General features: G+C 74.5%; 24 protein-coding genes and 1 riboswitch. Of the genes, 16 read left to right on the forward strand and 8 right to left on the reverse strand.

Going from position 1 to position 25938, the window contains the following annotated elements; all coding sequences use genetic code 11:
* Nucleotides 1-64 precede the first annotated feature (64 nt).
* Nucleotides 65-2113, forward strand: coding sequence for a protein kinase domain-containing protein (locus WMF31_RS10635; RefSeq protein ID WP_436601820.1), 2049 nt, complete (start codon nt 65-67; stop codon nt 2111-2113).
* A gap of 81 nt (nt 2114-2194) precedes the next feature.
* On the opposite strand, the gene WMF31_RS10640 is transcribed toward WMF31_RS10635, so the two are convergent.
* Complete coding sequence (locus tag WMF31_RS10640) at nt 2195-3346, reverse strand: THUMP domain-containing class I SAM-dependent RNA methyltransferase (protein ID WP_436601821.1); 1152 nt, start codon at nt 3344-3346, stop codon at nt 2195-2197.
* A 388-nt stretch (nt 3347-3734) separates the two neighbouring features.
* Here WMF31_RS10640 and WMF31_RS10645 point away from each other — a divergent pair, with 388 nt between their 5' ends.
* From WMF31_RS10645 to WMF31_RS10675, 7 genes are all read left to right on the forward strand, one after another.
* A complete protein-coding gene (locus WMF31_RS10645) occupies nt 3735-4076 on the forward strand; it encodes an SPW repeat domain-containing protein (protein ID WP_436601822.1) in 342 nt (113 codons plus the stop codon).
* A 318-nt stretch (nt 4077-4394) separates the two neighbouring features.
* Nucleotides 4395-5132 carry a pyridoxine 5'-phosphate synthase gene (locus WMF31_RS10650; protein WP_436601823.1) on the forward strand — a complete coding sequence of 246 codons (738 nt, stop codon included), beginning with the start codon at nt 4395-4397 and terminating at the stop codon, nt 5130-5132.
* 84 nt (nt 5133-5216) lie between these two features.
* Nucleotides 5217-5284: riboswitch (guanidine-III (ykkC-III) riboswitch) on the forward strand.
* Nucleotides 5285-5305: 21 nt separating this feature from the next.
* Complete coding sequence (sugE, locus tag WMF31_RS10655) at nt 5306-5623, forward strand: quaternary ammonium compound efflux SMR transporter SugE (protein ID WP_436601824.1); 318 nt, start codon at nt 5306-5308, stop codon at nt 5621-5623.
* Nucleotides 5624-5682: 59 nt separating this feature from the next.
* The gene (locus tag WMF31_RS10660) at nt 5683-6708 is read left to right on the forward strand and encodes a dipeptidase (protein WP_436601825.1); all 1026 of its coding nucleotides are present in this window, start codon (nt 5683-5685) and stop codon (nt 6706-6708) included.
* A 79-nt stretch (nt 6709-6787) separates the two neighbouring features.
* A complete protein-coding gene (locus tag WMF31_RS10665) occupies nt 6788-7552 on the forward strand; it encodes a class I SAM-dependent methyltransferase (protein WP_436601826.1) in 765 nt (254 codons plus the stop codon).
* A 52-nt stretch (nt 7553-7604) separates the two neighbouring features.
* On the forward strand, nt 7605-8834 hold the full coding sequence (locus tag WMF31_RS10670; protein ID WP_436601827.1) for an NAD(P)/FAD-dependent oxidoreductase: 1230 nt from the start codon (nt 7605-7607) through the stop codon (nt 8832-8834).
* Between the two features lie 108 nt (nt 8835-8942).
* The gene (locus WMF31_RS10675; RefSeq protein WP_436601828.1) at nt 8943-10691 is read left to right on the forward strand and encodes a serine/threonine protein kinase; all 1749 of its coding nucleotides are present in this window, start codon (nt 8943-8945) and stop codon (nt 10689-10691) included.
* A gap of 82 nt (nt 10692-10773) precedes the next feature.
* Here the strand turns inward: WMF31_RS10675 and WMF31_RS10680 are convergent, their stop codons facing one another.
* Genes WMF31_RS10680 through WMF31_RS10690 form a run of 3 tightly spaced genes read right to left on the reverse strand, consistent with a single transcriptional unit; the run spans nt 10774 to nt 14659 of the window.
* Nucleotides 10774-11631 (reverse strand): hypothetical protein, encoded by an 858-nt coding sequence (locus WMF31_RS10680; RefSeq protein ID WP_436601829.1) that lies wholly within the window; start codon nt 11629-11631, stop codon nt 10774-10776.
* Nucleotides 11628-12497 carry a hypothetical protein gene (locus WMF31_RS10685; protein WP_436601830.1) on the reverse strand — a complete coding sequence of 290 codons (870 nt, stop codon included), beginning with the start codon at nt 12495-12497 and terminating at the stop codon, nt 11628-11630. Before WMF31_RS10685 ends, WMF31_RS10680 begins: the two co-directional genes overlap by 4 nt.
* An 8-nt stretch (nt 12498-12505) precedes the next feature.
* Nucleotides 12506-14659 carry a TonB-dependent receptor gene (locus WMF31_RS10690; RefSeq protein ID WP_436601831.1) on the reverse strand — a complete coding sequence of 718 codons (2154 nt, stop codon included), beginning with the start codon at nt 14657-14659 and terminating at the stop codon, nt 12506-12508.
* A gap of 299 nt (nt 14660-14958) precedes the next feature.
* Between WMF31_RS10690 and WMF31_RS10695 the strand changes: the two genes are divergently transcribed.
* Genes WMF31_RS10695 through WMF31_RS10705 form a run of 3 tightly spaced genes read left to right on the forward strand, consistent with a single transcriptional unit; the run spans nt 14959 to nt 17893 of the window.
* On the forward strand, nt 14959-15957 hold the full coding sequence (locus WMF31_RS10695) for an MbnP family copper-binding protein (protein WP_436601832.1): 999 nt from the start codon (nt 14959-14961) through the stop codon (nt 15955-15957).
* Between the two features lie 23 nt (nt 15958-15980).
* Nucleotides 15981-17201: an MbnH family di-heme enzyme gene (locus WMF31_RS10700; protein WP_436601833.1), complete on the forward strand. Its 1221-nt coding sequence runs from the start codon at nt 15981-15983 to the stop codon at nt 17199-17201.
* Nucleotides 17198-17893, forward strand: coding sequence for a hypothetical protein (locus WMF31_RS10705; RefSeq protein WP_436601834.1), 696 nt, complete (start codon nt 17198-17200; stop codon nt 17891-17893). Before WMF31_RS10700 ends, WMF31_RS10705 begins: the two co-directional genes overlap by 4 nt.
* 87 nt (nt 17894-17980) lie before the next feature.
* On the opposite strand, the gene WMF31_RS10710 is transcribed toward WMF31_RS10705, so the two are convergent.
* Nucleotides 17981-18955, reverse strand: coding sequence for a hypothetical protein (locus WMF31_RS10710; RefSeq protein WP_436601835.1), 975 nt, complete (start codon nt 18953-18955; stop codon nt 17981-17983).
* Between the two features lie 278 nt (nt 18956-19233).
* Between WMF31_RS10710 and WMF31_RS10715 the strand changes: the two genes are divergently transcribed.
* Genes WMF31_RS10715 through WMF31_RS10735 form a run of 5 tightly spaced genes read left to right on the forward strand, consistent with a single transcriptional unit; the run spans nt 19234 to nt 24033 of the window.
* The gene (locus WMF31_RS10715) at nt 19234-19815 is read left to right on the forward strand and encodes a hypothetical protein (RefSeq protein ID WP_436601836.1); all 582 of its coding nucleotides are present in this window, start codon (nt 19234-19236) and stop codon (nt 19813-19815) included.
* A gap of 54 nt (nt 19816-19869) precedes the next feature.
* Nucleotides 19870-21576, forward strand: a complete 1707-nt coding sequence (locus WMF31_RS10720) for an OmpA family protein (RefSeq protein ID WP_436601837.1) — start codon at nt 19870-19872, stop codon at nt 21574-21576.
* Between the two features lie 3 nt (nt 21577-21579).
* A complete protein-coding gene (locus WMF31_RS10725) occupies nt 21580-22110 on the forward strand; it encodes a Rab family GTPase (protein WP_436601838.1) in 531 nt (176 codons plus the stop codon).
* A complete protein-coding gene (locus tag WMF31_RS10730) occupies nt 22107-23255 on the forward strand; it encodes a sensor histidine kinase (RefSeq protein ID WP_436601839.1) in 1149 nt (382 codons plus the stop codon). Before WMF31_RS10725 ends, WMF31_RS10730 begins: the two co-directional genes overlap by 4 nt.
* 4 nt (nt 23256-23259) lie before the next feature.
* On the forward strand, nt 23260-24033 hold the full coding sequence (locus tag WMF31_RS10735; protein WP_436601840.1) for a response regulator: 774 nt from the start codon (nt 23260-23262) through the stop codon (nt 24031-24033).
* Here WMF31_RS10735 and WMF31_RS10740 read toward each other — a convergent pair.
* The 3 genes from WMF31_RS10740 to WMF31_RS10750 all read right to left on the reverse strand — a co-directional run bounded on the left by WMF31_RS10740 (nt 24002) and on the right by WMF31_RS10750 (nt 25928).
* A complete protein-coding gene (locus WMF31_RS10740) occupies nt 24002-24736 on the reverse strand; it encodes a high-affinity nickel-transport family protein (protein WP_129351194.1) in 735 nt (244 codons plus the stop codon). The two genes, WMF31_RS10735 and WMF31_RS10740, sit on opposite strands and share 32 nt — an antisense overlap.
* Nucleotides 24737-25244: 508 nt before the next feature.
* Complete coding sequence (locus WMF31_RS10745; protein WP_129351192.1) at nt 25245-25580, reverse strand: hypothetical protein; 336 nt, start codon at nt 25578-25580, stop codon at nt 25245-25247.
* A gap of 60 nt (nt 25581-25640) precedes the next feature.
* Complete coding sequence (locus WMF31_RS10750) at nt 25641-25928, reverse strand: hypothetical protein (protein ID WP_436601841.1); 288 nt, start codon at nt 25926-25928, stop codon at nt 25641-25643.
* Between the last annotated feature and the right edge of the window lie 10 nt (nt 25929-25938).

A 25938-nucleotide genomic window follows, 5' to 3' on the forward strand; every position in this document is an offset into this window, starting at 1 on the left:
TGAGCGAGCAGGCCGGTCGCCCGCGGGCCAACGAGCAGCGCGGTGGGCCGCGGGTACCGGGCGCATGAGGCATGAGGCTCTCCTCGGCCGCAAGGTGGCCGGGCGGTTCACGATCACGCGTCTCCTCGGCGAGGGCGGGATGGCGAGCGTCTTCGTCGCCGAGCGCGACGCCGAGCCCCGCCGGGTGGCGATCAAGATCATGAGCCCGCAGCTCACCGCCGATCGCGCGTTCGTCCGGCGCTTCCAGCGCGAGGCGAAGGCCGCGGCGCGCGTGAAGCACCCGAACTCCGTCAAGATCTTCGAGTACGGGGTCGAGGGGCCGCTCAGCTACATCGTGATGGAGCTGCTCGCGGGGGACGACCTCTACGCGCTCCTCGAGCGCCACGGCGCCATCGGCCAGGCGCGGGCGGTCCGCATCCTGTCCGAGGTGTGCGACGCGCTCGCGGTCGCCCACGAGATGGGCGTCGTGCACCGCGACCTGAAGCCCGAGAACGTCATGGTGATCGCCGATCCGACGCACCCTCGCGGCGAGCGCGTGAAGGTGCTCGATTTCGGGATCGCCAAGATCCTGGACACCGAGTCGTCCCGCGACGCGGGCGACGCGCCCCTCGATCCGATGTCCGTGGTCACGCGCGCGGGCACGTTCATCGGCACACCGGCCTACATGTCCCCCGAGCAGTGCGGGCTCTTGCCGGTCGATCCTCGGTCCGACCTTTACACGTGCGGGGTGCTGCTGTTCCAGCTCGTCACCGGGCGGCTGCCGTTCGAGGGCGAGACGCCGCTCCACACCGCCACGCTCCACATCCACGCGCCGGTGCCGGCGCCGAGCGGCTGCGCGCCGGGGATCGATCCCCGCCTGGAGGCGCTCCTCCTCAAGGCGCTCTCGAAGCAGCCGGCGGATCGGCACCAGACGGCGCGCGAGCTCGGGGACGCGCTGCGGAGCCTGCTCGCGGACCTGCCCGACGCGGCGGTTGGGCTGGGGCCGATGTCGGCGAGGCAGCCGAGCTCCGTGATCCCGCGCGAGGTGCTGCCGGGGCGCGCGCCGGTACAGGCGCTGGAGCGCGCGCCGACCGCGCCGTCGGGGCTGGAGATCGCGACCGGCGCGGCGGCCGAGTCGGCCAGGACGCTCGTGTCCGGCTCGCCCGGCCCCGACGCCGCGCCACCCCCGCCGGCGTCGAGCGCCTCGCCGCCGCCCGAGCTCCCTCCGACCCTCGACGGGCCGGTCGTCGGCCGGGGAGCGGACGTCGAGCCGCAGCGCTGGGCGCCGGAGTCGGTGCCCGAGATCTCGCTGCAGCTCCCGTCCTGGACCCATGGCGCCAGCGAGGCGCTGCTCTCGGGAAATGGGCTCTCCATGTCGGGCGCGTCGGACGAGCCGGGCGACGACGACAGCACGCTCACCATGGTTCGCCGGGACGAGCTGCTCGCCCCGCCGCGGGTCCGTGTCCACCACGACGAGGGCGGCGAGCTGGACCTCACGCCGCCGGGGCGCGAGGTGAAGTCGACGCTCCGCTCCGCCGAGGATTTCGGGCTGGGCACGCCGGAGAAGCGCGCCGAGGTCGGCCTGGTGCGCGTCGACCCCGCGCCGGCGGCCCCGCCGGTGACGCCGCAGAGCCCGGTGCTCGACGCCGCGGCGGCGCCGCTGGACGGGCGGAGGCGCCCCACCGGGACGCTCCGGATGGCCTCGCCCTATGGCCCGGCCTACGGCCCGGTGGACAGCGCGCTGCCCACCGTGCAGCCGGGCGAGCTCCAGGCGAGCATCCCGGGAGCGGCCGGCGTCGTGGTCGCAGCGCCGGCCGGCGGCGCCGGAGGGGCGGTCCAGGCGGGCCCGTTCGCGGCCGGCGGCGCCGCCGCGGCGGCCCCGGCGGCTGTCACCACGGCGGCGGCCGCCACGGCGGGGGCGGCGCCGCTCGCGTTCGCGTCCACCCTCGCGGCGCCGGGCCCGATGGGCCGCGCCGCGCCGGCCGCGCCGGCCGCTCCGGCGGCGGCGCCGAAGGCACCGCCCGCGCCGCCGGAGCCGAGCTGGCTCGCCGGCAAGCGCGGGCTCCTCATCGGCTTCGTCGCCGGGATGATCCTCACGGCGGCGGCGATGTTCCTCGTCATGCGCCTCCTCTGACGCCCGGGCCACCCCGCGGCGCCCGCCGCGCGCCCACGCGACGCCTGCCGCGCGCCCGCGCGCGACGCCGCGGCGCGCTCCTCAGGGGATGTCGTACGTGAGCAGCCGGCACTCGATCGGGCCGTTGAACACCGTGAGCGATCGCTCCGGCCGGCGGCGCATCGCGCGCTCGATCTCCTCGGTGCCGGCGAGGAGGGCGACGCGATGGCCCGGGAGCCGCGAGAGCGCGGCCGCCACGTCGCGGTAGAGGGCCAGCGTGCCCGGGAGCCGCTCGCCGTAGGGCGGATTCGTCAGGACATGGCCCGCCGGCGTGGTCGGGGAGAGCGAGGAGATGGGCTGGCAGCGGACCTCGATCTGGACGCCCGCCATCCGGGCGTTGCCGCGCGTGATGTCGACGGCCCGAGGATCGATGTCCGCGGCGAGGATCGGGGGACCCTCGGGCCGGATCCGCGCGCGGGCGGCGTCGCGGAGGGCGGTCGCGCGCTGCGCGGCGGCCTGATCGTGGCAGGCCCACCGCTCGAAGCCGAAGCGCTGCGCGCGCAGCCCTGGGGCGATGTCCCGGGCCCAGAGCGCGGCCTCGAGGGCGATGGTGCCGGCGCCGCACATCGGATCCACGAACGGGCGGGCGCGGTCCCAGCCGGAGAGGCGGAGCAGCGCGGCGGCGAGCGTCTCCTTGAGCGGCGCCCCGCCGATGTGCGTCCGGTAGCCGCGCCGGTGGAGCGCGGCGCCGCCGAGATCCGCGTAGAGCGTCGCGCGGTCGCGGACGAGGTGGACGAAGAGGGCGAGGTCCGGATCGTCGAGGTCGACCGACGGGCGGGCGCCGACGCGGCGCCGGATCTGGTCGACGATGGCGTCCTTCGTCCTCTGGGCGATGAACTGGGTGTGGGTCAGGGCGCTCGACCGGCAGGAGGCGCGGACGGCGAGCGTGTGGACCGGGCTCAGGTAGGGGGCCCAGTCGACGCCGGCGACGCCCTCGTAGAGCGCGTCCCCGCTCGGCGCGTCGAAGGAGGTGAGCTCCACGAGCACCCGCACGGCGGTGCGGAGCTCGACGCAGGCGCGGAACCCCTCGTCGAGCGCGCCGGCGAAGTGCACCCCGCCGCGATCGGCGCGGACCCCGCGGAAGCGGAGCTCGCGGAGCTCGTCGCGGAGGGCTGGCTCGGTGCCTTTGGCGGCGGTCGCGAAGAAGTCCATGGCGACGGGCTTGTAGCCGATGGGCCGGGCGTCGGCCGTCACGATCGGGGGTGCTGCACGCGGGAGCCCGCCCCGGGGCCTCTCGTTCCGGCGAGCCCCTTCCGTGGCTCGCCCGCGCCTCAGCCCCTCCGGTGAGCTCCCGGCGTGCAGCACCGAGCGCGCGCCGCGGGCCGCCGGGCGCGTCCGCCGGGCGCGGGCGCGGCGGTCCTGGCACCGGTTTCGCACACCGAGGCAAGAGCTCTTTGATGTGCGGGGCAGACGCAGGCGCGCCGGGGCTCGAGAGGAGGGGGGAGCGGGCTCGGCCCCTGTCAGGGCCCCAGGAGGCCCTCGAGGGCGCCTGAAGAGGGACCTCGCCCGCGAGCGCGGCGGGCGGGAGATTGCGTCGCGCGGCGGAGGGCGCCGGCGCGGCGATGGGAAAGGAGGGGAAGTCATGCAGAATCAGATGACGGCTGCGCGGGGCATCAACATCGCGCTCGGGATTTGGTTGTTCATCTCCGCCTTCCTCTGGCCGCACAGCCAGGGGCAGTTCACGAACACCTGGGTCGTTGGCGCGCTGTGCGTCCTCTTCGCCCTGATCGCGCTGCGAGCGCCCAAGGTGCGCTACCTCAACACGATCCTGGCGATCTGGCTCTTCGTCAGCGCCTGGGGGATACCGGCGCTGTCGGCGGGAACGGTCTGGAACAACGCGCTCGTCGCCGTGGGCATCCTCATCGTGTCGCTCCTCCCGTCCACGCCCGCGGTCCGCGGCTCGCCGACGGCGCCGCGCGTCTAGCACCGCTCGCCTGAGCTTCGCTCCGCACCGATCGCGCAGGCCCCCGGAGAGGGGGATCGTGCGGCGGCGCGGCGGCCCCACCGAGCTCGCCTGAGCCGCGCTCCTCCGGCAGGGCCGGAGGGGTGCGGGCAATCGGGCTCAGGCATTGTCCGTCCCCCGCGCCGCCGCGCGATCCCCCTCTCCCGGGGCCGGGGAGCCCGGAGGCGCCTCCCGCGCGGCCGGGACCCGCGCTGGCGCGCGGCGCGTGTTCGCCTCGCAGCGGCGATCGTGTATAGCGACGCCGCGAAAGCCGCGCGCCGCCTCGCGAGAGGAGTCCCCATGAAGCTCAGCGTCAACGTGAACAAGATCGCGCTCCTGCGGAACTCGCGGGGTCACGACGCCCCCAACGTCCTCTCGTTCGCCCAGAAGATCGTCTCTTACGGGGCGCACGGCATCACCATCCACCCGAGGGCCGATCGGCGGCACATCACGCCGGACGATGCGCGGGCGGTGGCGCGCCACATCACCACGGTGGAGACGAACTTCGAGGGCGATATCCGCGAGGAGTTCGTGGAGCTCACGCTCGAGCTCAGGCCGACGCAGTGCACGCTCGTCCCGGTCACGCCGGGGGAGCTCACGTCGCACCGCGGCTGGGACGTCGCGCGGTGGCGCTTCTTGCTCCAGCCGGTGGTGAAGCGGCTCAAGGAGGAGGGGATCCGGACAAGCCTCTTCGTCGAGGCGGATCCGGCGGTGGTGCCGGTGGTCGCGGACCTGGGGGCCGATCGCATCGAGATCTACACAGGGCCCTATGCGCAGGCGTTCGATCGCGGCGATCACCGGGCGGAGCTCGACAGGATCGTGGCGACCGCGAAGGCCGCGGCGGCCGCGGGGGTCGGGGTCAACGCGGGGCACGACCTCACCGTGACGAACCTCGGGCCGCTCGTGAGCGAGGCGCCGGAGATCCAGGAGGTGTCGATCGGCCATCACCTCGTGGCGCACGCGCTGGAGGTCGGCATGCAGCAGGCCGTGGTCGATTACCTGATGGCGGTCGAGGGGCGCTACAAGGGAGCGCGGTAGGCGCTGCGCCGCCGACTCCACGGCTCCGGTCGAGGGGCGCCGCTCCTGCGTTGCGCAGCCAGCCCCGATTGCTAGGGTCCGCGCGGCGCTCGCGTGAGGCGCGAGGCCCCGGACGAGACGCGCCGTACCCGGTCAGGACAAGACGACGCAGCCGCATCACGAGGTGAATCGTCATGTCATGGCTGATGCTGGTCCTGGCCGGCCTGCTCGAGGTCTGCTGGGCGGTCGGGCTCAAGTACACACAAGGCTTCACGCGACCGCTGCCGAGCGCGCTCACGATCGCCGCGCTCGTCGTGAGCGTGTACCTCCTCTCGGTCGCCGCGCGCACCCTGCCGATCGGGACGGCCTACGCCGTCTGGGTCGGCATCGGCGCGTTCGGGGCGGCCGTCGCGGGCATCGTCCTGTTCGGCGACCCGGCGACGCCCGCGCGGCTGGGCTTCCTCGGGCTGCTCGTCCTCGCCATCCTCGGCCTCAAGCTGTCGAGCCCCTGAGCGCGGCAGCCCCCCCGGCGCGCGGCCGATCGCCCCCGGCTCGGCTAGCCTTCCCGGCCATGCACGGAACCCCCGAAGCCCGCGCCCTGCACGCGCAGTTCCCCGCCATCGATCTTCACGCGGACAGCCTCATGTGGTCGCGCTGGGTCGGGTACGATCTGCACGAGCGCCACGAGCCGCCGCTGCCGTTCGCGGCGCTGGGCGGCCACGTGGATGTCCCGCGGCTCGTCGAGGGCGGCGTCGGCGCGCAGTTCTTCGGCCTGGTCTCGCTGCCCATCGGGCAGCGGCGCGGGCTCGCCGCCGTCGTCCACGAGCAGATCGACCTCCTGGAGCAGGCCGTGCTCGCGCAGCCCGGGCGCCTCGTCAAGGCGCTGACGGCCGAGGACGTGGACGCGGCGAGGGCCCGCGGCGCCGTCGCGGCGCTGCTCGGGATCGAGGGGGCGCACGCGCTCGAGGGCGAGCTCGAGACGCTCGAGCGCTTCGCCCGACGCGGCGTGCGCTACCTCGGGCTCTGCCACTTCACCGCCAACGAGGCGTGCTACCCCGCCTACGGCCGCGGCCGCAGGGACGGCGAGGGCCTCACCCCGTTCGGCCGCGAGGTCGTGCGCCTCGCCGAGGACCTCGGCGTCATCGTCGACCTCGCGCACATCAACCGCGCAGGCTTCCTCGAGGCGTGCGCGCTCGCGCGCCGGCCCCCCATGGTCAGCCACACCGGCGTCGCCGGCGCGTTCGCGCACTGGCGCAACATCGATGACGACCAGCTCCGCGCCGTCGCCGACCGGGGCGGGTGCGCCGGGATCATCTTCTGCCCGCTGTACCTCGGCGCCGATGGGCTCGACCCCGTGATCGAGCACCTCCTGCACATCATCAACGTTGCCGGCGAGGACACCCCGGCGCTCGGATCCGATTGGGACGGCTTCATCGTTCCGACGCGCGATCTCCGCGACGCCGCGCACCTTCCGCTCTTGACGGATGCGCTGCTCCGGGCCGGCGTGGGCGAGCGAGTCATCGGCAAGCTGCTGCGGGGCAACGTGATGCGCGTCCTGAGCGACAACCCGCTTCCAACGGCGCGCTCGGTTGCGTAGCCTCTCTCGACAGGACCGTCGGGGTGGGTGGTCGCTCCGACGCTGCGCGAGCTCATCTCCACGCCGAGCGGATGCCACCATGACCCTCCATCGACTCGCCGCACAGGGCTACGCGACCGCAGCGGACGCCTACGAGAAGGGGCGCCCCGACTACCCGCGCGGCGCGATCGCGCTCCTGCGCGACACGCTCCGCATCGACGCCGCGAGCACGGTGCTCGATCTCGGCGCGGGGACCGGCAAGCTCACGCGCCTCCTGGTGCCGACGGGCGCGCGGCTCATCGCGCTCGAGCCGGTGGAGGGGATGCGCCGCAAGCTGAGCCAGATGGTCCCGTCCGCCACCGTGGTGGACGGCGTCGCGGAGGCCATCCCCCTGCCCGAGGCGTCGGTGGACGCCGCGACCGCCGCGCAGGCGTTCCACTGGTTCCACGGCGATCTCGCGCTCGCCGAGATCCATCGCGTGCTCCGGCCGAGGGGGCGCCTCGCCCTCCTCTGGAACGTGCGGGACGAGCGCGTCGACTGGGTCGCTCGCATCTCGCGTATCCTCGACGGCCACGGCCGGGACGCGCCGCTCCACCGGCTCGGGGCGTGGCGGAGGTGCTTCTCCGAGACGCGCCTGTTCGCGCCGCTCGGGGAGCACGAGCTCACCCACGCGCAGGAGCTCGACGAGGGCGGGCTCCTCGAGCGGGTCGCCTCGATCAGCTACATCGCCGCGCTCCCGCTGCAGGAGCGGTACGCGGTGCTGAACGAGGTCCGCGAGCTCGTCACGTCTCACCCGGAGCTCGCGGGCAAGAGCGTGTACCTCTTCCCGTACCGCACGCTGGTGGCCTCGTACGAGCGGCGCTGACGGGCCGCCGCGCTGGAGCGCGCGCCCGGCGCCGTGCTAGAGCGGGCGCCGCATGTCGGCGAACGAAGTCGTGATCGTCGGCGGCGGACCGGCGGGCCTGAGCACGGCGCTCTTCCTGGCCCACCATCGCCCGGCCCTCGCCGAGAGGATCGTGGTCCTCGAGAAGGCGCGCTACCCCCGGGACAAATGCTGCGCGGGCGGGCTCGGCGCGCGCGCGGACAGGGCGCTCTCGGCCATCGGGGTGGCGATCGACGTGCCCTCGGTCCCGGTGAACGGCGTCAGCGCGGCGTTCCAGGACGGCGAGATCACGCTCCGCGAGGGCAACATCGGCCGCGTGGTCCGGCGCGTCGAGTTCGATCGGGCGCTCGCGCTCGCCGCGCGCGCCCGCGGCGTCCGGATCGTCGAGGGGGCGCGGGTCACGCGCGTCGCGCTGGGCCCGGGCGGCGCGCGGCTCGAGGGCTCGGCCGGGGAGATCCTCGGCCGCGTCGTGGTGGGCGCCGACGGCGTCGGCAGCGTCGTTCGCCGCGCGATGGGGCTCTCGTTCGGCAGGCTCCGCGCGCAGGCCGTCGAGGTCGACACCGAGCCCGTCGCGCGAGATCCGGCGCGCGATCTGCTGCATTTCGACATGCGGGATCGCTCCTTCGCCGGCTACCTCTGGGATTTTCCCACGCGCGTCGAGGGGCGCGAGCTCGTCTGCCGGGGCGCGTACGTGCTGCACGACGGCGCGGCCCCCGCCGCGCGCCCCGCGCCCGACGCCGAGCTCGTCCTGCGCCGCAGGCTGTCGGCGCTCGGCCTCGATCCGGGCCGCTACCGGGTGAAGCGCTTCGCCGAGCGCGGCTTCGATCGCGGAGGCCCGATCGCGCGGCCCGGCGCGCTGCTCGTCGGCGAGGCCGCGGGCATCGATCCGATGCTGGGGGAGGGGATCGCCCAGGCGATCGCGTACGGCGCGCTCGCGGGCGAGTACCTCGCCGAGCGGCTCGACGCCGGCGACCGCCGCTTCCTCGACTGGGGGGAGCGCGTGGAGGGGTCGATGCTGGGCCTGGATCTCCGCTTCCGGCGCCGGGTGATGCGCGGCTTCTACGGCGGGGCGCGCGAGCGCATCGAGCGCTACCTCCGCGACGAGCCCTCGTTCCTGCGCGTCGGCATGCGCCACTTCGCCGGCAAGCCGCAGCCGCTCCGGGGCGCGCTCCGCGCCGCGGCGACGGGCGCGCTCGTCGCGGGGCAGATCGGGATCGAGGGCCTCCTCGCGCGGCTCCCGCCGCGCGCCGCCGCGCACCCGTAGCGGCGTGATCGCCGCGCGGATCGAGGCCGCGCTCGCGCGCTCCAGCGGCGCGCGGCGGCGGTGTGCGCGGACACCCGCGGGGCAGCGAGCGTGCTAGCATCGCCCGCCATGATCGCGCCGTTCCAGCCGGCGATCGGGATGCTCTTCGGGGAGTTCCGGATCGTTCGGCCCCTCAGCGCCGGGGGCATGGGCGCCGTGTACGTCGCCGAGCAGGCGAGCACCGGCAAGCTGCGGGCGCTCAAGCTGATGCACCCCCAGCTCTGCGCGGACGCCCGGCTGCGCGAGCGGTTCGAGCAGGAGGCGCGCGTCGGCGCGCTGGTCGAGAGCGACCACATCGTGCAGGTGATCGGCGCCGGCGTCGACGCGCAGAGCGGCGTGCCGTGGCTCGCGATGGAGCTGCTCGAGGGGGAGGATCTCGCGGTGCGGTTGCGGCGCTGCGGGCTGTTCTCGCCGCAGGACATGCACGCCGTCTTCGAGCAGCTCTGCCACGCGCTCGGCGCGGCGCACCGCGCGGGCGTCGTCCACCGGGACATGAAGCCGCAGAACATCTTCCTCGCGAAGACGCACAGCGCGACGGCGCCGTGGTCGGTCAAGGTCCTCGACTTCGGCATCGCGAAGATCGCCGCGGAGGCGAACACGATGGCGACCGCGTCGCTCGGCACGCCGCTCTGGATGGCGCCGGAGCAGACCGACGCGCGCGGGCAGATCACGCCGGCGACCGACGTGTGGGCGCTCGGGCTGATCGCGTTCGCGATGCTCACGGGGCGCATGTACTGGCGCGCCGCGAACGATCCGATGGGCACCGCGATGCCGGTGCTGCTCCGCGAGATCCTCCTCGAGCCGCTCGACCCGGCGTCGACGCGCGCGACGGCGCTCGGGCGCGCCGGCTGCATCGTGCACCCGTTCGACGCCTGGTTCTCGCGCTGCGTCGCGCGCGACCCGTCGGAGCGCTTCTCGACGGCGCAGGAGGCGTTCGACGCGCTCGGGCCCGCGCTCTTCGTCGATCCGCGGCGCGCGCTCGTCGCGCGCGCCAGCGCCACGCGGATCTCGGTCTCGCCGTCCGCCGCGGGGCCCGCCGCGCCGGCAGAGCCGACGTCGCCGCTGTCGACGACCGGGCCGACCGAGGCGTCGGTGGACACGCCGCGCCCGCCCGGGTCGGCGCGCCGGCGCGCCCCGTCGAGCGCCGCGGCGGCCTCGGAGCCGGGGCCGGGCGCGGCGGTCGCCGCGGGCAGCGAGCCACCCCGCGCGGGCGGCGCGCCGGCGGACGCTCCGCGCAAGGCCAGGTGGGGGCCGCTCCTGGTCGCGGTCGGCCTGCTCGGCGGTGCCGTCGCGGGGGCGATCTCGTTCAGCGCCGGCCGCGAGCCCCGCGCCGTGCGCGTCGCGCAGCGCTTGCCCGAGCCGGCGCGCCCCTTCGTGGCCGGTCCGGTGGGCGGCGACGCGGCGCGCTGGCCGCCGCCCGCGGACGACGGGGAGAGGGCGCCCGTGCTCGATCACAAGCCGATGCCGGTGACCCTGCCGCGGGTCCCGCGCCCCACGCGCGAGGCCGGCGCGCCCGCCCCGGTGACGGCCTCGCGGCCGAGCGCGGCGCGGCCGTTCGATCCCGCCGCCGCCCATGCATCGCTGGAGCAGAAGGCGGCGTCCGCGCGGATCCACTGCAAGGGCAGCGCAGGGCCCAGCGCGGTGGCGGCGAAGGTGTACTTCAACCCCGCGGGCGCCGTGCAGCGCGTGTCGATGGATCCGCGGGTCGGGTCGACCCCGGCCGGGCTCTGCGTGCAGCGGCTGCTCGGCCTGGCGCGGGTCCCGGCGTTCGACGGCAGCGAGCTCCAGCAGGTCTCGACCACGGTCGCGATCGAGTGATCCGCGAGGGCGGCCGGCGGCCACGCCGGGCCCTCGGCGGCGTCCGCTCGAGGCCGTCGATCGCGTCGCTCGGCCGCGCCGCTCAGGGATCGCCGGAGGTGCACTCGCCCTCGCCGCGGAAGTGCCCGAGCGTGCGCGCGAGCGCCGCGACGAAGGCGCCGAGGTCGTCGACGTTGCCGGCGCTGCCCGTCCCGTACGGGCCGTCCTCGATCTCGACCAGGCGCACCGCGGCGAGCTCCTCGAGGGTGACCTCGCCGTCGTCGTCGGCGTCCGCGGCGGCGATCGGCCCGAAGCGGCGCTTCGCGGAGGCGGCCTGCAGGTCGTCGTAGAAGAAGTGATCGCCGTGGATCGTGAGCTCCACGGTGTCGGTGCCGCCGTTCGTGACGAGGACGCCCTCCGTGGGCTTGCCGTCCTTCTCGCCCGCGCAGTCGGCGTAGCGGGTCGCGGCCGTGAACGTCCAGTCGATGCGCTTCTCGACGTCGCCCTTCCGCGCGGTCGCCTCGACGTGCACCGACGCGCCCGCGCTCCGCATCAGCTCCCCGTCCGCCTCGGTCGCGCCGGCGAGCGCGGTGTCCGCGTCCGGCGGGCCGATCTCGTAGGAGACGCGCTCCCACGGCCCCGCCTCGAGGTCGTGGAACGTCGCCACCGGCTTCGCGCCGGGCGTCGTGTGGTCGACCAGGATCGAGCCCTGCATGCGCGCGCCGACGTCCCCTCCGTGATCGGCGACGGTCACGTCCCGGATCACGAGCAGGAACTTGTGGAACTGGATGCTCCAGCCGTCCTCGAGATCCGCGGCCGGGATCTCCTGCTCGATGTACTCCTCTCCCCACGTCGAGAACGCCACGCTCCCGGTCCCCGACGCGCCGCCGTCGCCGCAGCCGGCGAGCGCCGCCGCGGCGAGCGACAGCGCCGCCGCGCGCACGCCCTGATGGATCCTCATCGCTCCTCCTCCTCCTCCGGGGATCCGGGCGCGAACGAGAGCGCGTACGCCGTCCCCTTCCTGAGCCCCCGCGTGAACCCGCGCAGGGCCTGGCTCCCCGCCTCGAGATCGATCGGCTCGCCGTCGTCGCCCTCGCTCACCTCCGCGAAGTCGACCTGATCGAGCCAGACCGCGGGCTTCACCGCGAGCGTGACCACGCCGGGCTCGTCGATGAAGACCTCCTCGAAGACGCACCCCTCCACCGCCGGCTCGCCGGTCGCGTCGCCGGTGACGTCGTTCGCCCCGGCGCGCGCGCGGAACACGCGCGACGCCCCGTCCCTCTCGGCGCGCCCCTCGACGACCACCACGTGCCCATCGAGCTCGGCGGCGAGCGGGCCCCGGGGCGGCGCGCCGTACGTGAAGCGCGCGGAGCGGACCAGCCCGCTCACCGCGTCCGCGTCCGCGAGCGCCGTCGCTCCGCGCAGCAGGTCGACCGAGGCCGGCTCCGTCATCTGGCCCCGCGCCTCGCCGGCCTGGTAATGGCCCGGGTGGGCGTGCGCCTCGGGCACGGCCCACCGCGCGAGCCGCTCGAGCAGCGAGGGATCTGCGCCGCGCCCCGGCCCGCCGCGCCGGGCCGTGACCGGCGCGCCCTCGAAGTAGTGGAGCGCCCCGACCGACAGGTACGCCTTCGACAGCGCGACGCGCCAGCCGAGCCCGGTGGTGAACGGCTCGACCGACGCCGCGTCGGCGGTGATCCGCGTCGCGTGCGTGAGGCGCCGGCCGGTCGTCGCGTCGCCGTCGCCGGCGCCGCACCCGGCGGCGAGCGCGCACGCCGCGAGCGCCGCGGCGAGGCGCCCGGGGGGGAATGGTGCTGTGCTGGACGTCATCGAGGACCTCATCCGATGTGGAGGGTGAGCGAGGCGAGGAAGCTGCGCGGCGCGCCGACGGTCACGTGCCGCGCGGGCAGCAGGTCGGGCGCCGCGCCGCGGGTGAAGCGCGACGGGTACACGAACTCGCCGTCGAACCAGGACGCGTCGAGGAGGTTGTGGACGTCGAGCCCCAGCTCGACGCGGTGGTAGCGGAGGCGCGCCGTCACGTCGGTGAGGAGCGCGTCGTGGCCCATCTCCCCGCACGGCAGGGGCCGGCGGTGCAGCAGCGTCGCGCCGGCCCCGGCGCGCGCCTCGACGCTCCGGCCGAGGATCGCGCCGAGGCGCGGCGTCACGGCGAGATCGGCGCGCGCGACGACCTGCGGGACAAAGGGGAGGAGATCGCCCCTCGCGTAGCCCCCGCCGCAGGCGGTGCGCCCGCCCGCGGCGGTGAAGGCGGCCCGGGTGTACGTCAGGCCGACGCTCGACACGAGCCACGGCGCGGGGCGCCCCACGGCGTCGAGGGCGAGGCCGGTGCGGGCCGTCGCGGGCACGCGCTCGTTGCGTCCGGTCGCCTCGTCGAAGACGAGATCCTGGTCGAGGCGCGCGTGGAACAGCGCGGCCGACGCGCGCAGCGCCTCGTCCGCGTAGCGGAGCCCGGCCTCGCCCGAGAGCGCGCGCGCGAACGGCGTCTGCTCGCCCTCGCCGAGGCTGCGCGCCTGCGGCGAGCGGAACCCCTGCCCCACGCTGACGAGCGCGCGCAGCCCGGGGAGCAGCGCGGCGTCGAGCGTGCCCTTGCCGCCCACGTGGACGCCCTGCGCGCCGCGCGCCTGCGCGCCCAGGGTGACGTTGTCCCGGACCTGGAACGCGAGCCCGTCGACGCGCAGCCCGCCGCGCAGCGTGATCCGCCGCAGCGGCCGGAGCGACGCGTCGAGGTAGCCCGCGATGTCGGTCGCGCGCACCCGCGCGTCGACGAGCGTCGCGGTCGGCCTGTCGTCGACGGCCGCGAGGCGCCGCTGCGACTGCTCGATCCAGTCGGTGCGCGCGACGACGCCCGCCTCGAAGGTGTCGCGCTCGGAGAGCAGCGGGAACCTGAGCCGGTAGGAGGCGGTCGCGCCCAGCGTGGTCGCCTCGTTGAGCTGCTGCGTGGAGTCGCCGGCGACCGGATCCGCGACGTAGCCGGTGAAGTTCGAGCGCAGCCGGAGCGCGCGCAGCACGACGAACGGCGCGATCGAGAGGCCCTCGCCGCGCTCGCCCGCCTCGCGCAGGTCGAGGACGAGCTGCGCGCGCGACGCGTCGCCCCCCTGCCTGGGGTCGTACGAGGCGAGGCGGTCGACCTTGCCCGACGCGAGGTCGTCGAGGCGCAGCACGCCGGCGGAGCCGAAGCGCGAGGCGGACGCGGACACCATCACGCGCGCCGCGAGCCCGTCGAGCGGCCGGTAGACGCCCTGCGCGATGAGCGAGCTCCGGCTGGCGGCGCGGGCGGGGCCGAAGCCGTCGGTCGCGTACGCCTCGAAGGCGGCGAACGTGGACTCCTCGGCGGCCGTCGGGTGGTAGGCGAGGAAGAGCCGCCGCGCGCCGTGCGAGCCGGCGGCGGCGGTCGCGGTGATCCCGGGCTCGTCGTAGCCGAGCTCGAAGCGCATGGTCCCGGCGACGGCGAAGTCCCCCTGGCGCGGATCGTACGAGCCCGGCTGCGCGCGGAGCTCGCGGATCACCTCGGGCATCACGAAGTGGAGGTCGGCGTACCCCTGGCCGTGGATGTTGGAGACCTCGTTGACCGGCGCGCCCGCGACCCAGATCTCGATGTCCTGCCCGTGGACCGCGTCGAAGCCGCGGAAGAAGATCTGGTGGGCCTTGCCCTCGCCGCTGTGCTGGGTGGCGAACACGCCCGGCACGAGCTGCATGACGTCGCTCGCGGTGCGGTGCGGCGCGGCCTGGATCTCCGCCCGCCCCCGCACCGCCTCCGAGGCGCTGCGCGGCGGCGCCGCGCCCTGAACGACGACGGTGACGGGCGCGGCACCTCCAGCCGCCCCGGAGGCGTCGCCGCCGGCCGGCGCTCGCGCCGAGGAGCTCTCGGCCGCGGCGGCGGCCGGCGGCGGCGGGTCCCCGTCGCCGGCGCGCGCCGGCACAGCGACCGTGGTGATAAGGAGCGGCGCGAGCGCCGTGCGAAGGGAGAGGGGCATCCGGGCGGGCCGGACCGTAGCACGATTCTACAAAATCGTGCCACACTGCGGGAGCGCACCTCGCCTCGCGCGATGTCCGCGCGTTCGCTCGACGCTCCAGGGGAACGGCGCGTGCGGCCGTCCCGGTCCCGCGTGCGACCCGTGGGGGCGAGGGGATATCGGCAGAAGGTTCTTTTTTGATGTCGACGCAACCCGCGCGCTGGAGCGGACCGCTGTAGCAGATTGCGACAAGATGCCGCATTCCCAGTGCATTACGGCGTGGCCTAGCGTGGCGTGCGTCGTTCTTCAGGAGGGCTCCCATGAAATTCGGTCTTCGTGCATCACGTCTCCTGTTCCCGCTGGCCGGGGCGGTGCTCTCGCTGCTGGCCTGTGGGGGTGATGGCGGGGTGAACCCTGTCTCGGGCACATCGGCCTCCACGAGCGCCGGCGGGACGGGCGGCGCCGGGGGAAGCGGCGGGGCAGGCGACGTCGGGGGGAGCGGCGGGACAGGCGACGCCGGGGGGGGCGGCGGGACAGGCGGCGGCGACGACGGGACGATCCCTGTCGAGCTGCAGTTCGAGGGCCGCGTCTTCGACAGCGTGTTTTCCTGCAGCGACACCTACGCTGTTGGCCTCTCGGCGACGCAGGTGAGGATCACCGACTTCCGCCTTTACATCCACGATGTGCGCCTGCGACGGGCAGACGGCGAGGACGTGCCCGTCTCGCTCGATCAGGACGGCCTGTGGCAGTACCAGGACGTCGTGCTCCTCGATTTCGAGGACAAGTCGGGCGGCTGCGCCAACGGGACGCAGCCGACGAACGGCGTGGTGCGCGGGCGGGTGCCGGCCGGGGAGTACGACGGGCTGTCGTTCAAGATGGGCGTCCCGTTCGAGCTCAATCACGGCAACGCGGCGACCGCGGAGTCGCCGCTCAACCTCACGGGGCTGTGGTGGAACTGGAACCAGGGCTACAAGTTCCTGCGGATCGACAGCGTCCCCGAGGCCGGCGACGACGGCTTCATCGTGCACGTCGGGAGCACCGGCTGCATCGCCGACGACGACGGCGGGGTCGCCGCGTGCGATCGTCCGAACGTGGCCGAGATCGTGTTCACGGACATCGATCCGCTCTCGACGAAGGTGCTCGTCGACTACGCGGCGCTCGTGCAGGACAGCGAGGTGGGGGCGAACGCCGGCGGGCAGCCCGGGTGCATGTCGGACCCGACGGATCCCGACTGTCTGCCGGTCTTCACCCGGCTCGGCATCGACACCACCGACGGCTCGCCGCGGCCCGAGCATCAGGCGTTCTTCCGGATAAACTAGGCGCCACCATGTCGATTCCTTTCATGCGAATCGTCCTCCGCCGCTTCGCGACGACCTCCGCTGTCCTCGCCGCGCTCGCCGTCCTCTCCGGCGGCTGCGGCGACGACGAGGCCTCACCGGACGCGCGCGAGGGGGACCCTGCGGGGACGGGCGCCGGCGGCGGGGGGGGCGACGCCGGCGTATACGACTGGGGGCTGCCGCCGGGCTTCCCGGTGCCCAGGGTCCCGGAGGACAATCCGATGTCGGAGGTCAAGGTCGAGCTCGGGAGGCGGCTGTTCTACGACAGGCGCCTCTCCGGCAACGGGACCTATTCCTGCGGCTCGTGCCATCGCCAGGAGCTCGCGTTCACCGACGGCCTCGATGTCGCGGAAGGGTCGACGGGCGAGCTGCACACGCGCGGATCGATGAGCCTGGCCAACGTCGCATACCTCACGACGCTGACCTGGGGCAACCCGCTCATCGACTCGCTCGAGGAGCAGGCGCTCGGGCCCATGTTCGGCGAGACGCCGGTCGAGCTCGGGCTCGCGGGCCTGGAAGAGGAGATGCTCGATCGGCTCCGGGCCGAGCCGCTGTACCAGGATCTGTTCCCCGCGGCGTTCCCGGGCGACGCCGACCCCATCCGCCTCGCGAACATCACGAAGGCGATCGCGGCGTTCGAGCGGTCGCTGCTCTCGTACCGATCGCCGTACGACCGGTACAGCTACGGCGGCGACCCGTCGGCGATGTCGGCCGCGGCGCTGCGCGGCAAGGACCTGTTCTTCTCCGAGCGACTCGAGTGCTTCCACTGCCACGGAGGCTTCAACCTGTCGGACTCGGTGGCGCACGACGGCACGACCTTCGAGGAGGTGATGTTCCACAACACGGGGCTCTACAACATCGACGGGAACGGCGCGTATCCGCCGGGGAACGCCGGGGTCTACGAGGTCTCCGGCCAGGAGACCGACATGGGCCGATTCCGGTCGCCCACGCTGCGCAACATCGCCCTCACGGCGCCGTACATGCACGACGGCAGCATCGCGACGCTCGAGGGCGTGCTGGACCATTACGCCGCGGGGGGCCGGACGATCGAGTCCGGCCCGTATGCCGGCGTGGGGAGCGAGAACAGGTACAAGAGCGAGCTCATCAGGGGTTTCGAGCTCACAGCGGAGGAGAAAGCGGACATGATCGCCTTTCTGGAGAGCCTGACGGATGAAGAGTTCCTCACGGACCCGCGCTTCGCGGATCCGTGGGTGGAGGCGCCATGAGCCGGCGGGAATGGGCGCGCCGCGCGCTCCTCGTCCCCGCGATGGCGGCCCTCGCGTCGGGCGTCCTGTACGCGGGCGCGTGCGGCGGCGGTCACGACGACGGGTCGAGCGGGACGTCGGCCGGGGCGGAGCTCGACGACGTCATCTACGAGGGGGGCGCGACCGACGAGGCGCTGGTGGCGTTGCTCGCGGCGGAGCCGAAGACCGACGCGTCGCAGGGGACGGTCTTCGACGCGCCCGAGGACGGCGCGGCGCTGCCCGGCGACACCCCGCCGGCGCTGTCCTTCCATGTCGGGGGCGCGGCGATCCGGACGGCGCCGCCGGCCGGGCCGGCGCTGCGGCGCGCGGCGGGCGCCCTGCCGGCCGCGCGGGACGGCGGCGCGCCGCACGCGCCCGTGTGGGCCGAGCTCGGCGCGCTCCTCGGGCCGGTGCGCGCCGCGCGGGCCCACGGGACGCCCATCAACGGGCGCGCGTACTTCCTGGTGTTCTCGACCGAGGCGCGCGAGGGGCTGCTCCGGGTGTTCACGACCAAGCTGAGCTACACGCCGGACGCGGCGGCCTGGGACGAGCTCCGCTCCGCCGGCGCGCCGATCACGGTCCACGTGACCAACGCGGTGTTCGAGAACAACCGCATCGCGCCGGGCGGCGGGCCGTTCGCCGGCGAGCCGGTCACCTTCTCCATCGAGCCCTGAGCTCCATCCCGTCCTGAGCTCTATCCCGCCCTGAGCTCCATCCCGCCCCGAACCCAGCCCGGAGCGCCCCACGAGCTGCCGGAGAGCTCAGCGCGTGCGGGGGAAGATGAGCACGTACGAGCCCGGCGCGGGGTTGAAGAGCACCGTCCTGTCCGGGTGCTCCTCCCGATCGAAGTGGGGATACCACGGCAGCGCCCGCCACGGCGCCGTGTCCTTGATGAACTCGCGGACGATGATGTCGAGCTCCACGTACTTCCCCCCGGTGCTGGCGGCGAGCTCAGGTCCGAAGCTCCAGCGCTCGCGCCCGGGACGCGGGGCGATGTCGTTGTGCAGCGCCCCGCCGTAGGCGACGATCATCTTGCCGGCCCTGTCCTCGCGGCCGAGCAGCGCCTTCGCCCTGGCCGCGGTCAGGCGCGCGATCATCTCGAGCATGGCGGGCACCGCGTCCGCCCCCGCGCGCGCGATGGCGTCGACCTCGTCGCAGGAGGGCGTGAGCGCGTGGGGCTGGATGCCGAGCCGCTTCGCCGCGTGGCCGAGCGCGAGGAACTCGCCCTGGTTGTCCGCGGCCTGGCCCTGGGTGACCGCGCGCTGCTCCTCCTCGACCCGCGCCGCCTGCTCCTTCTTGCAGCGCGGATCCGCCACCCAGAGCTCGATGATCAGGTCCGAGGCGCGGCCGGCGAGCGCCGGCAGGAAGCGCTCCGTGAACCGCCGGGTCGCCGAGGGGATGCCCTCGGCGCCCTGCTGCGCGTGCGACTCGCCCACCGCGAGGACGCGCGGACCGTCCCCGAGCACGTGGGCGAACGCCCGGTCCGGCTCGTCGAAGGCGAGGCAGCCCAGCGCGCCGCACGGCGCCGGCGCAGGCACGGCGGCGGCGGTCGCCGCCGCGGCGGCCGTCGGGGGCGGAGCCGTCGCGGTCGGGGGGGCGGAGGGGGGAGCCGCCGGGGACGAAGGGGAGGGGCCACCGACGGCGGGGTCCGCCGCGACAGGAGCGCTGCTGGCCGGTGCGCCGCCGCACGCCGCGAGGAGGACCGCGGCCGAAAGGACGATGCGCGGTGTCTGCATGAGCGCATCTTACCGGGCCTGGAGCGGCCGAGCGGCTCCGGGGCCAGCGCCCCAGGGGCCCCATCCCCCGCCCGCGCGAGGGCTACCAGCGGCCATGTCGCTGACCCATGTACCGCGCGATGCGTGACGCGATGAACAAGGGGCCACCTGGCGAGGGGAGGGGGAGGCGCTGAGCGAGCTGGCGCATGCGCCGCGCGCGCGACGGTCCGGGCGCCATGGCGGGCGAGCTCGGGCTCGCTCACGGGGCACGCGCGAAACGCACGGAGAGGGGGATCGAGATGAGAACGAGCGGGCGGGCCGATCACGAGATCGCCGCAGGACACGCGGAGGCCGCGACCACGAACAGCCTGGAGCAGGTCCGCGAGATCCTGTGCGGCGCCCAGCTCCGCGAGCTCGCGCGCCGCCTCATGCACACCGACGCCCAGGTCGCCGCCCAGGCGGAGGAGCTCCGGGGCGAGGCGCGGCGGCGGCTGGACGTGCTGGAGACGCACGTGCGCAAGGAGATCGAGGCGCTCAGCACGTCGTTCGAGGCCCACCGGTCGGCCGACGCCTGCGCGCTCGGCAACGTCGCGCGCGAGTCGCGGGAAGCGCTCAGGCTGTTCGAGCAGCGGATCCAGCGGCTGGAGGAGCTCGTCGTGCGGACGCAGCGCGAGTTCCGCCAGCTCCTGCTGGAGCAGTCCAAATCGTTCCTCGACGAGACGCAGCGCACGCGCGACGAGCTGAGCGCCGCCCTCGCGCGCGAGCTCGCCGGGGCCTGGGAGGAGAGCTCCGGCGTGATCGCGCCGGAGGCGCCGACGTCCGAGCGGGTGGAGGCGGAGCGGCACCAGAAGACGGAGCGGAGCTCGGACGAAGCCGCGTGAACCCGCGGCGCCGCTCCGGCGGGCGACGCGGCCGTGGAAGCTCGGAGGCGAACGATGGGGCAACCGAGGGCGCGCCGCGCGGCACCCCCGCCATCCAAGACGCTCGAAGACCTCCGCCCCCTGCTCGTCGGCCCGGAACAACGCCGGATCCGGCGGCTCGAGGAGCGGCTCGACCAGCACATGACCGGGATGGTCGCCGACGTGCTCCCCGAGGCCGTGATCGAGAGCCGCAAGCAAGGCGAGGCGCTCTCGTGGGCGATGGAGCCGCTCCTCTCCAGCGCGATCCACGAGAGCGTGCGCAGGGATCCGGCGGCGTTCGCGGACGCGATCAGCCCGGCCATGGGGCCGGCGCTGCGCAGGTCGGTGGCCTGTATCCTCCGGACGATGATCGAGCGCCTCAACCAGGCGCTCGAGCAGAGCCTCTCCCCGCGCAGCGTGCGCTGGCGCATCGAGGCGTGGCGCACGGGGCGCCCCTTCGCGGAAGTGGTGCTGCTCCGTACCATGGTCTACCGGACCGAGCAGCTCTTCCTGGTCCACCGCGGGACCGGGATCGTCCTCGAGCACCTGAGCGCCGAGGACATCCCCGTCCGAGATCCCGATCAGATCTCGGCGATGCTCGCGGCCATCGACGCGTTCGCCCACGACGCCTTTCGGGCCGAGGCGCGGCTCGAGCAGTTCCGCGCGGGCGATCTCACGGGCTGGGTCGAGCAGGGCCCGATGGCCCTCCTCGTCGCCATCGTGCGCGGCGTGGCGCCGCAGGAGTACGAGATCCACCTGTGCGAGACCCTGGAGCACGTCCATCTCCTCTATGGCCGCGAGCTCGCCGATTTCCGCGGTGATCCGGCGCCGTTCTCGGGCAGCCGCGACCTGCTCGCCGGCTGCCTGCGACAGCAACGCAAGGAGGCCGCGCGCAGGGGGCGGGCCGCGCGCGCCGCGGCGGTCCTCGCGGCCGTGGGCCTCGCGACCGCGCTCGGCGTCTGGGCGTACGCCTCGCGGCAGAACCAGCGCCGCCTCGCCGAGGCCGTCGAGGCGCTGCGGAGCGAGCCCGGTATCCTGGTGATCTCGGCGGAGCGGCGGGCGGGCGAGGCCGTGCTCACGGGCCTGCGAGATCCCCTCGCCGCGGATCCGAGGGCGGTGATCGCGCGCGGCGGCCCCGCGCGTTCCGCCGTCACGTTGCGCTTCGAGCCGTTCTATTCGCTCGCCCCGCAGATCGTCGCGCGCCGGGTGGAGCGGGCCCTGCGCCCGCCGCCGAGGGTCTCCCTCGTGCTCCGCGGCAACACCCTGGTGGCCAGCGGGGTCGCGCCCGAGCGCTGGATCGAGCGCGCGAGGGTGGCGGCGGCGCTGCTCCCGGGCGTGGAGGCGCTCGACGACGGGCGCCTCCACGCGGAGGAGTCGATCGCGCGGGTGCGCGCCGCGGCGAGCGCCATCGAGCAGGCGGCGCTCCCCTTCGACCGCGGCGCCGTCGAGGTCGCCGCCGGGCATCGCGCCCGCGTCGCCGAGGTCGCCGCCGCGGCCAGGCAGCTCTTCGCGCGCGCGCCCGAGGCCGGCATGGCGGCCGAGATCCGCGTGATCGGCCATGCGGATCCGGTCGGCGCGGAGGCGTCGAACCGGGCGCTCAGCCTCGCCCGCGCGGAGCGCGTCGCGGCCGAGCTCGTCGCGCTCGGCGTCCCGGCGGACCGGCTGCGCCCGATCGGCGCGGGCGTCCGGCGCGCGCGCAGCGTGACCTTCGTGGTGGACCTGCGCGCGGCGGAGGCGGACTAGGCCATGGGGGAGAAGCGCAAGGTCTGCATGCTGGGGGCCACGGGGGTCGGCAAGACGAGCCTCGTCGCCCGCTTCGTGCGCAGCATCTTCTCCGAGGCGTACCGGACGACGATCGGCGTGACGATCGAGGCGAGGCGCGTGAGGTGCGACGGCCAGGAGCTCGATCTCATCCTCTGGGACCTGAGCGGAGAGGACGAGTTCCAGAGCGTCCAGATGTCGTACCTGCGCGGCTCGTCGGGCTTCCTCCTCGTCGTCGACGGCACGCGGCGCGCCACGGTGGAGACGGCGCTCCGCCTGCATGACGCCGCGCAGGCGGCCGCGGGGGCGGTCCCCGCCGTCTTCGTCCTGAACAAGGCCGACCTCATGGCCACATGGGAGATCGACGAGGCCGCCGAGGCGGCGCTGAGGCGCGCCGGCCTGCTGGTCACGAGGACGAGCGCGAAGACCGGCGCCGGGGTCGAGGAGGCGTTCAGCGCGCTCGCGTGCGCGATCCTGGCGAGCGAGGCGCCCTCGCGGCGAGGGGGGTGGACGTGAGCGCCTGTCTCTCTGCGGCGCTGGACCAGCTCGTGCTCGAGCGCCTGCACGACGGCCGCTTCGTCGTCCGCGAGGCGCCGCCGCCGTGGTTTCTCCGGCTCGGGATCGAGCCGCCGTGGCGCGACAGGCCGCTCCAGATCGACCGCGCGCTGCCGTTCCTGGAGGTGTTCCTCCCGGAGGCGGAGCGGGCCTGGTCCACGGAAGGGGCGCGGCGTGCGCAGTCCGACTGCTGGACGCAGATGACCGAGGACGACGAGGAGCTGCACCTCGAGGCGACGGCGCTCCGGGTGGGCTCGTCGCCGCTGCTCGTGATCACCCGGAACGACGCCCTGTTCCACGAGCGCCGCCGCGTCCTCCAGCGGGCGCGCGAGCTGCGCCTCGTGCACGAGACGCTGTCGCGCGAGGTCGAGCGGAAGGACGTCCTGGTCCATTGCATCGTCCATGACCTCTCGGGCCCGCTCAACAGCATCCTCGGCGCCCTCTCCCTGCTGGGAGAGCAGCCGCTCCCGGAGAAGAGCGCGGCGCTCGTGGGGGTCGCGCTGAAGGCCGCCCTGCGCCAGCGCGAGCTCATCCGCGAGATCCTCGACACCTTCACCGCCGAGCGGGCCGCGCTCGACGCCTCGTACGACGACGTCACCGTGGCGGCGAGCCTGAGCGACGCCCTCGCTCAGGTGATCGAGTCGCTCGTGCCCGTCGCGTGCGGCCGGGGTGTCCACCTGGAGGGCCCGCCGGAGATCGGCGGCGGGCAGCCGTGCGAGGTCATCGCCGAGGAGCGCAGGCTCGCGCGCGTGGTGTCCAACCTCATCGAGAACGCCCTCCGCTTCGCGCCCACGCGGACGTCGGTGCGTGTCCTGGTGCAGGAAGAGCCCGGGTGGGCGCGCGTGCTCGTCGAGGACGAGGGCCCGGGCGTCGCGCCTGCCCTCGTTCCGGGCCTGTTCCAGAAGTTCGTGCGCGGCCGTGATCCGGGGGCAGGCTGCGGCCTCGGGCTCTACGGCGCCCGGATCGCGGTGGAGCGGTGGGGCGGGGCGATCGGGTACGAGGCGCGGCCGGGAGGGGGGGCGAGGTTCTGGCTCCGGTTGCGGCGTGTCGGCGCGGCGCAGCCGGCGGGGGGCGCCGAGGCCGAGGGGCAGGAGCGGAGGGAGTGACGCGATGGCGAAGCTGCTGCTGGTCGACGACGATGGGGGGACGCTCGCGTGGATGGCCGAGGCGCTCGAGGGCGCGGCGCACGACGTCCGGGCCGTGCGCAGCGGGAGCGCGGCGCTCGACCTGCTGAGGAGCTGGAAGCCGGACCTCATCCTCGCCGACTTCCTGATGCCCGAGATGGATGGCCTCGCCTTCAGCCGCCTGGTGCATGCGCGCGAGCGGGTGCCGGTGATGCTCGTGTCCGTCCTGCAGAAGCCGGCGGAGGCCATCCTGCGCGGGGTCGCCGGCTACGTGCAGAAGCCTGTCACCGCGGCGGAGCTCCGGGACGCGGTGACCCGCGTGCTCGGCGCCGCGGCCGAGGGCGTCACCGTCCTCGTCGTGGACGACGACGCCGACATTCGCGGCTGCTACCGGATGATCCTGGAGCCGCGCTTCACCGTGCTGGAGGCCGAGAACGGGTGTGACGCCCTCGCGCTCCTGTCGAACGAGCCGGTGGCGCTGGCCATCGTGGATGTCCACATGCCCGTCATGAACGGGGTGGAGCTCATCCGCGCGATGCGCGACGACGCGCGGCTCTCTGCGATCCCGGTGGTGGTGCAGACGAGCGACCGGGCGGCGGCGCGCGCGCCCGTCTGGACCGACCTGCACGTGGCGCAGACGATCCTGAAGGACGAGTTCATGGACTGGCTCTTGACGCAGATCGACGCGCACATCGCGGCGGCGCCGTCGTGCCCGGCCGGGCGCGCGCTCAGCCGGGGGTCCACTGCGGGTTCGCCGTGAACAGCCCGGACCCGATGCTGATGTCGTAGGCGAGGAACAGGCCGAACCCGACGCTGAGGAGGCCAGAGGCCGCGCCGAGCGCGCGGTGCATCCCGCCGAAGCGGGCGCGCGTGTACGCGAACGGCAGCGCGAGCACCCCGGTGATCAGCATCATCCCGGCGACCGTGCCCGCGCCGAACAGGGCGATGTAGCCGACGCCCCACCGCGGATCGCGCACCGTGGTCAGCACGAGGAGCGCCACCGCGGCCGAGCCCGCGAGCCCGTGGACCACGCCGATGAGCAGCGGTCGGAGGCTCACGTACACCCGCGACCCGCCGAACACGCGGTCCGCCCAGCCGAGGTCGTGCGCGTGAGCGGCGTTATGCTCTGCGCCCGGGTCCGCCGGCTCGCCGCGGCGGATGGCCAGGTAGAGCCGCCTGAGGTGGTACGCCCCGAGGCCGATCAGCATGAACGCGACCGTGAGCTCCATCGCCAGGCCGACGTGCGGCGGCACGGCGAGCCCGAACAGGAGGATCGCGCCGCCGATGAGCATCAGCGTGAGCGTGTGTCCCAGGCCCCACATCGCGCCGATCAGCAGCGCCACCCCGAGGCTCCGGACCCGGCTCACGATCGTCGCGACCGCGATCACATGGTCCGCGTCGGTCGCATGGCGCATGCCGAGAGAGAACCCGAGGAGCAGCAGCGGAAATGCCGAGGCGATCATGCCGGGTTCGTAGCACGGGCCGCGGATGGCGTGCCACGCCGGCGTGGGACAGGCCCGTTCCAGGGCGACCGGGCGCCGCCACGCGTAGGGTGACCGAGCGCCGCCACGCGTCGTTCACGCGTCGTTCACGCGTCGTTCCGCGCACGCGTCGTTCCGCGCAGGCCCGCTGCGCCTCGCTCACCGCGCCGGTGCTCGTTCTCGTCCGGCGGACGGAAGCTCCCGGAGCGCTCCGGAGATCAGGTCAAGAACGGCCAGCTCTCCCGGCCGAGATCCAAGACATCGACGAGCCCACCGCCATGACCCCGTGACACCTGATGCGCACGGGCTCGAATGGCGCGCGCATCCACGGAAACCGTCCTGCCCTGCCCGGCGCGCTCCTTCCGGCCTGCCTCGACGAATTCAGCTTCCGGCCTGCCTCGACGAATTCAGCTTCCGGCCTGCCCCGACGAATTCAGCGACCCTGTGCCCACCGTGCCTGTCCGCGGCCCGACAGGCGCTGTCTCGGCCGCTAGTTCACGTGATCTCGACTCAGCGCGTCGATGGTCTGTTGCATCCAGTGCGCGTCCTCTTCCGCCTGCTTCAATCCATGCATCATCTGCGCGCGCAGCGTCCCCGTGGTCTCGCGGATGCCCCGCCGGAAGACGTCTGCCGCGCGCTCGTGGACGACCTTGAGCCATGGTGCCAGCACCCGCTTGTCGAGCGGCCCCGGAGCGTCCAGGACGGTGATGCACGCCTCGATGGCCTCGCGCATGGCGCGGGATTCGAGCGCATCGGCGAAGGCGGAGAACTGGAGCAGCGACTCTCGCAGCGCAGCGCGACCGGTCGGTGAGACTCTCTCTGTCATGGCCTTGGGGAGGGTACCACCGGGGCGCGGTCCACGCCCGTGCGCGGCTCCGATTGCGCCTCAGCGCAGGTGGGATCGTCCCGCCGTCTCCAGCAGCATCGCGAGCACGAGCGGATCGCCGAGGCCGCGCTCTGCGCCCATGTGCGCGCGGAGGCGCGCGAGGCGGGCTGCGTCCTCCCGGAACAGCGGCTCGTTCCGCCGGGCCGCGGCCTCGTGGAGGATCCCCTCGCGCTCCGCGAGGGCCGCGGCCTCGGCGAGGGCCTCGCCCGCGGCGAAGCCCTGGAGCGTCCGCGCCACGGAGCGATGGACCGAGGCCGCGCTCGCCGCGTCGCTGTCATCGTGGCGCACCTCCCTCCTC

This window comes from Sorangium sp. So ce1036 (assembly GCF_051369805.1).
GTDB classification, from domain to species: Bacteria; Myxococcota_A; Polyangia; order Polyangiales; family Polyangiaceae; genus Sorangium; species Sorangium cellulosum_F.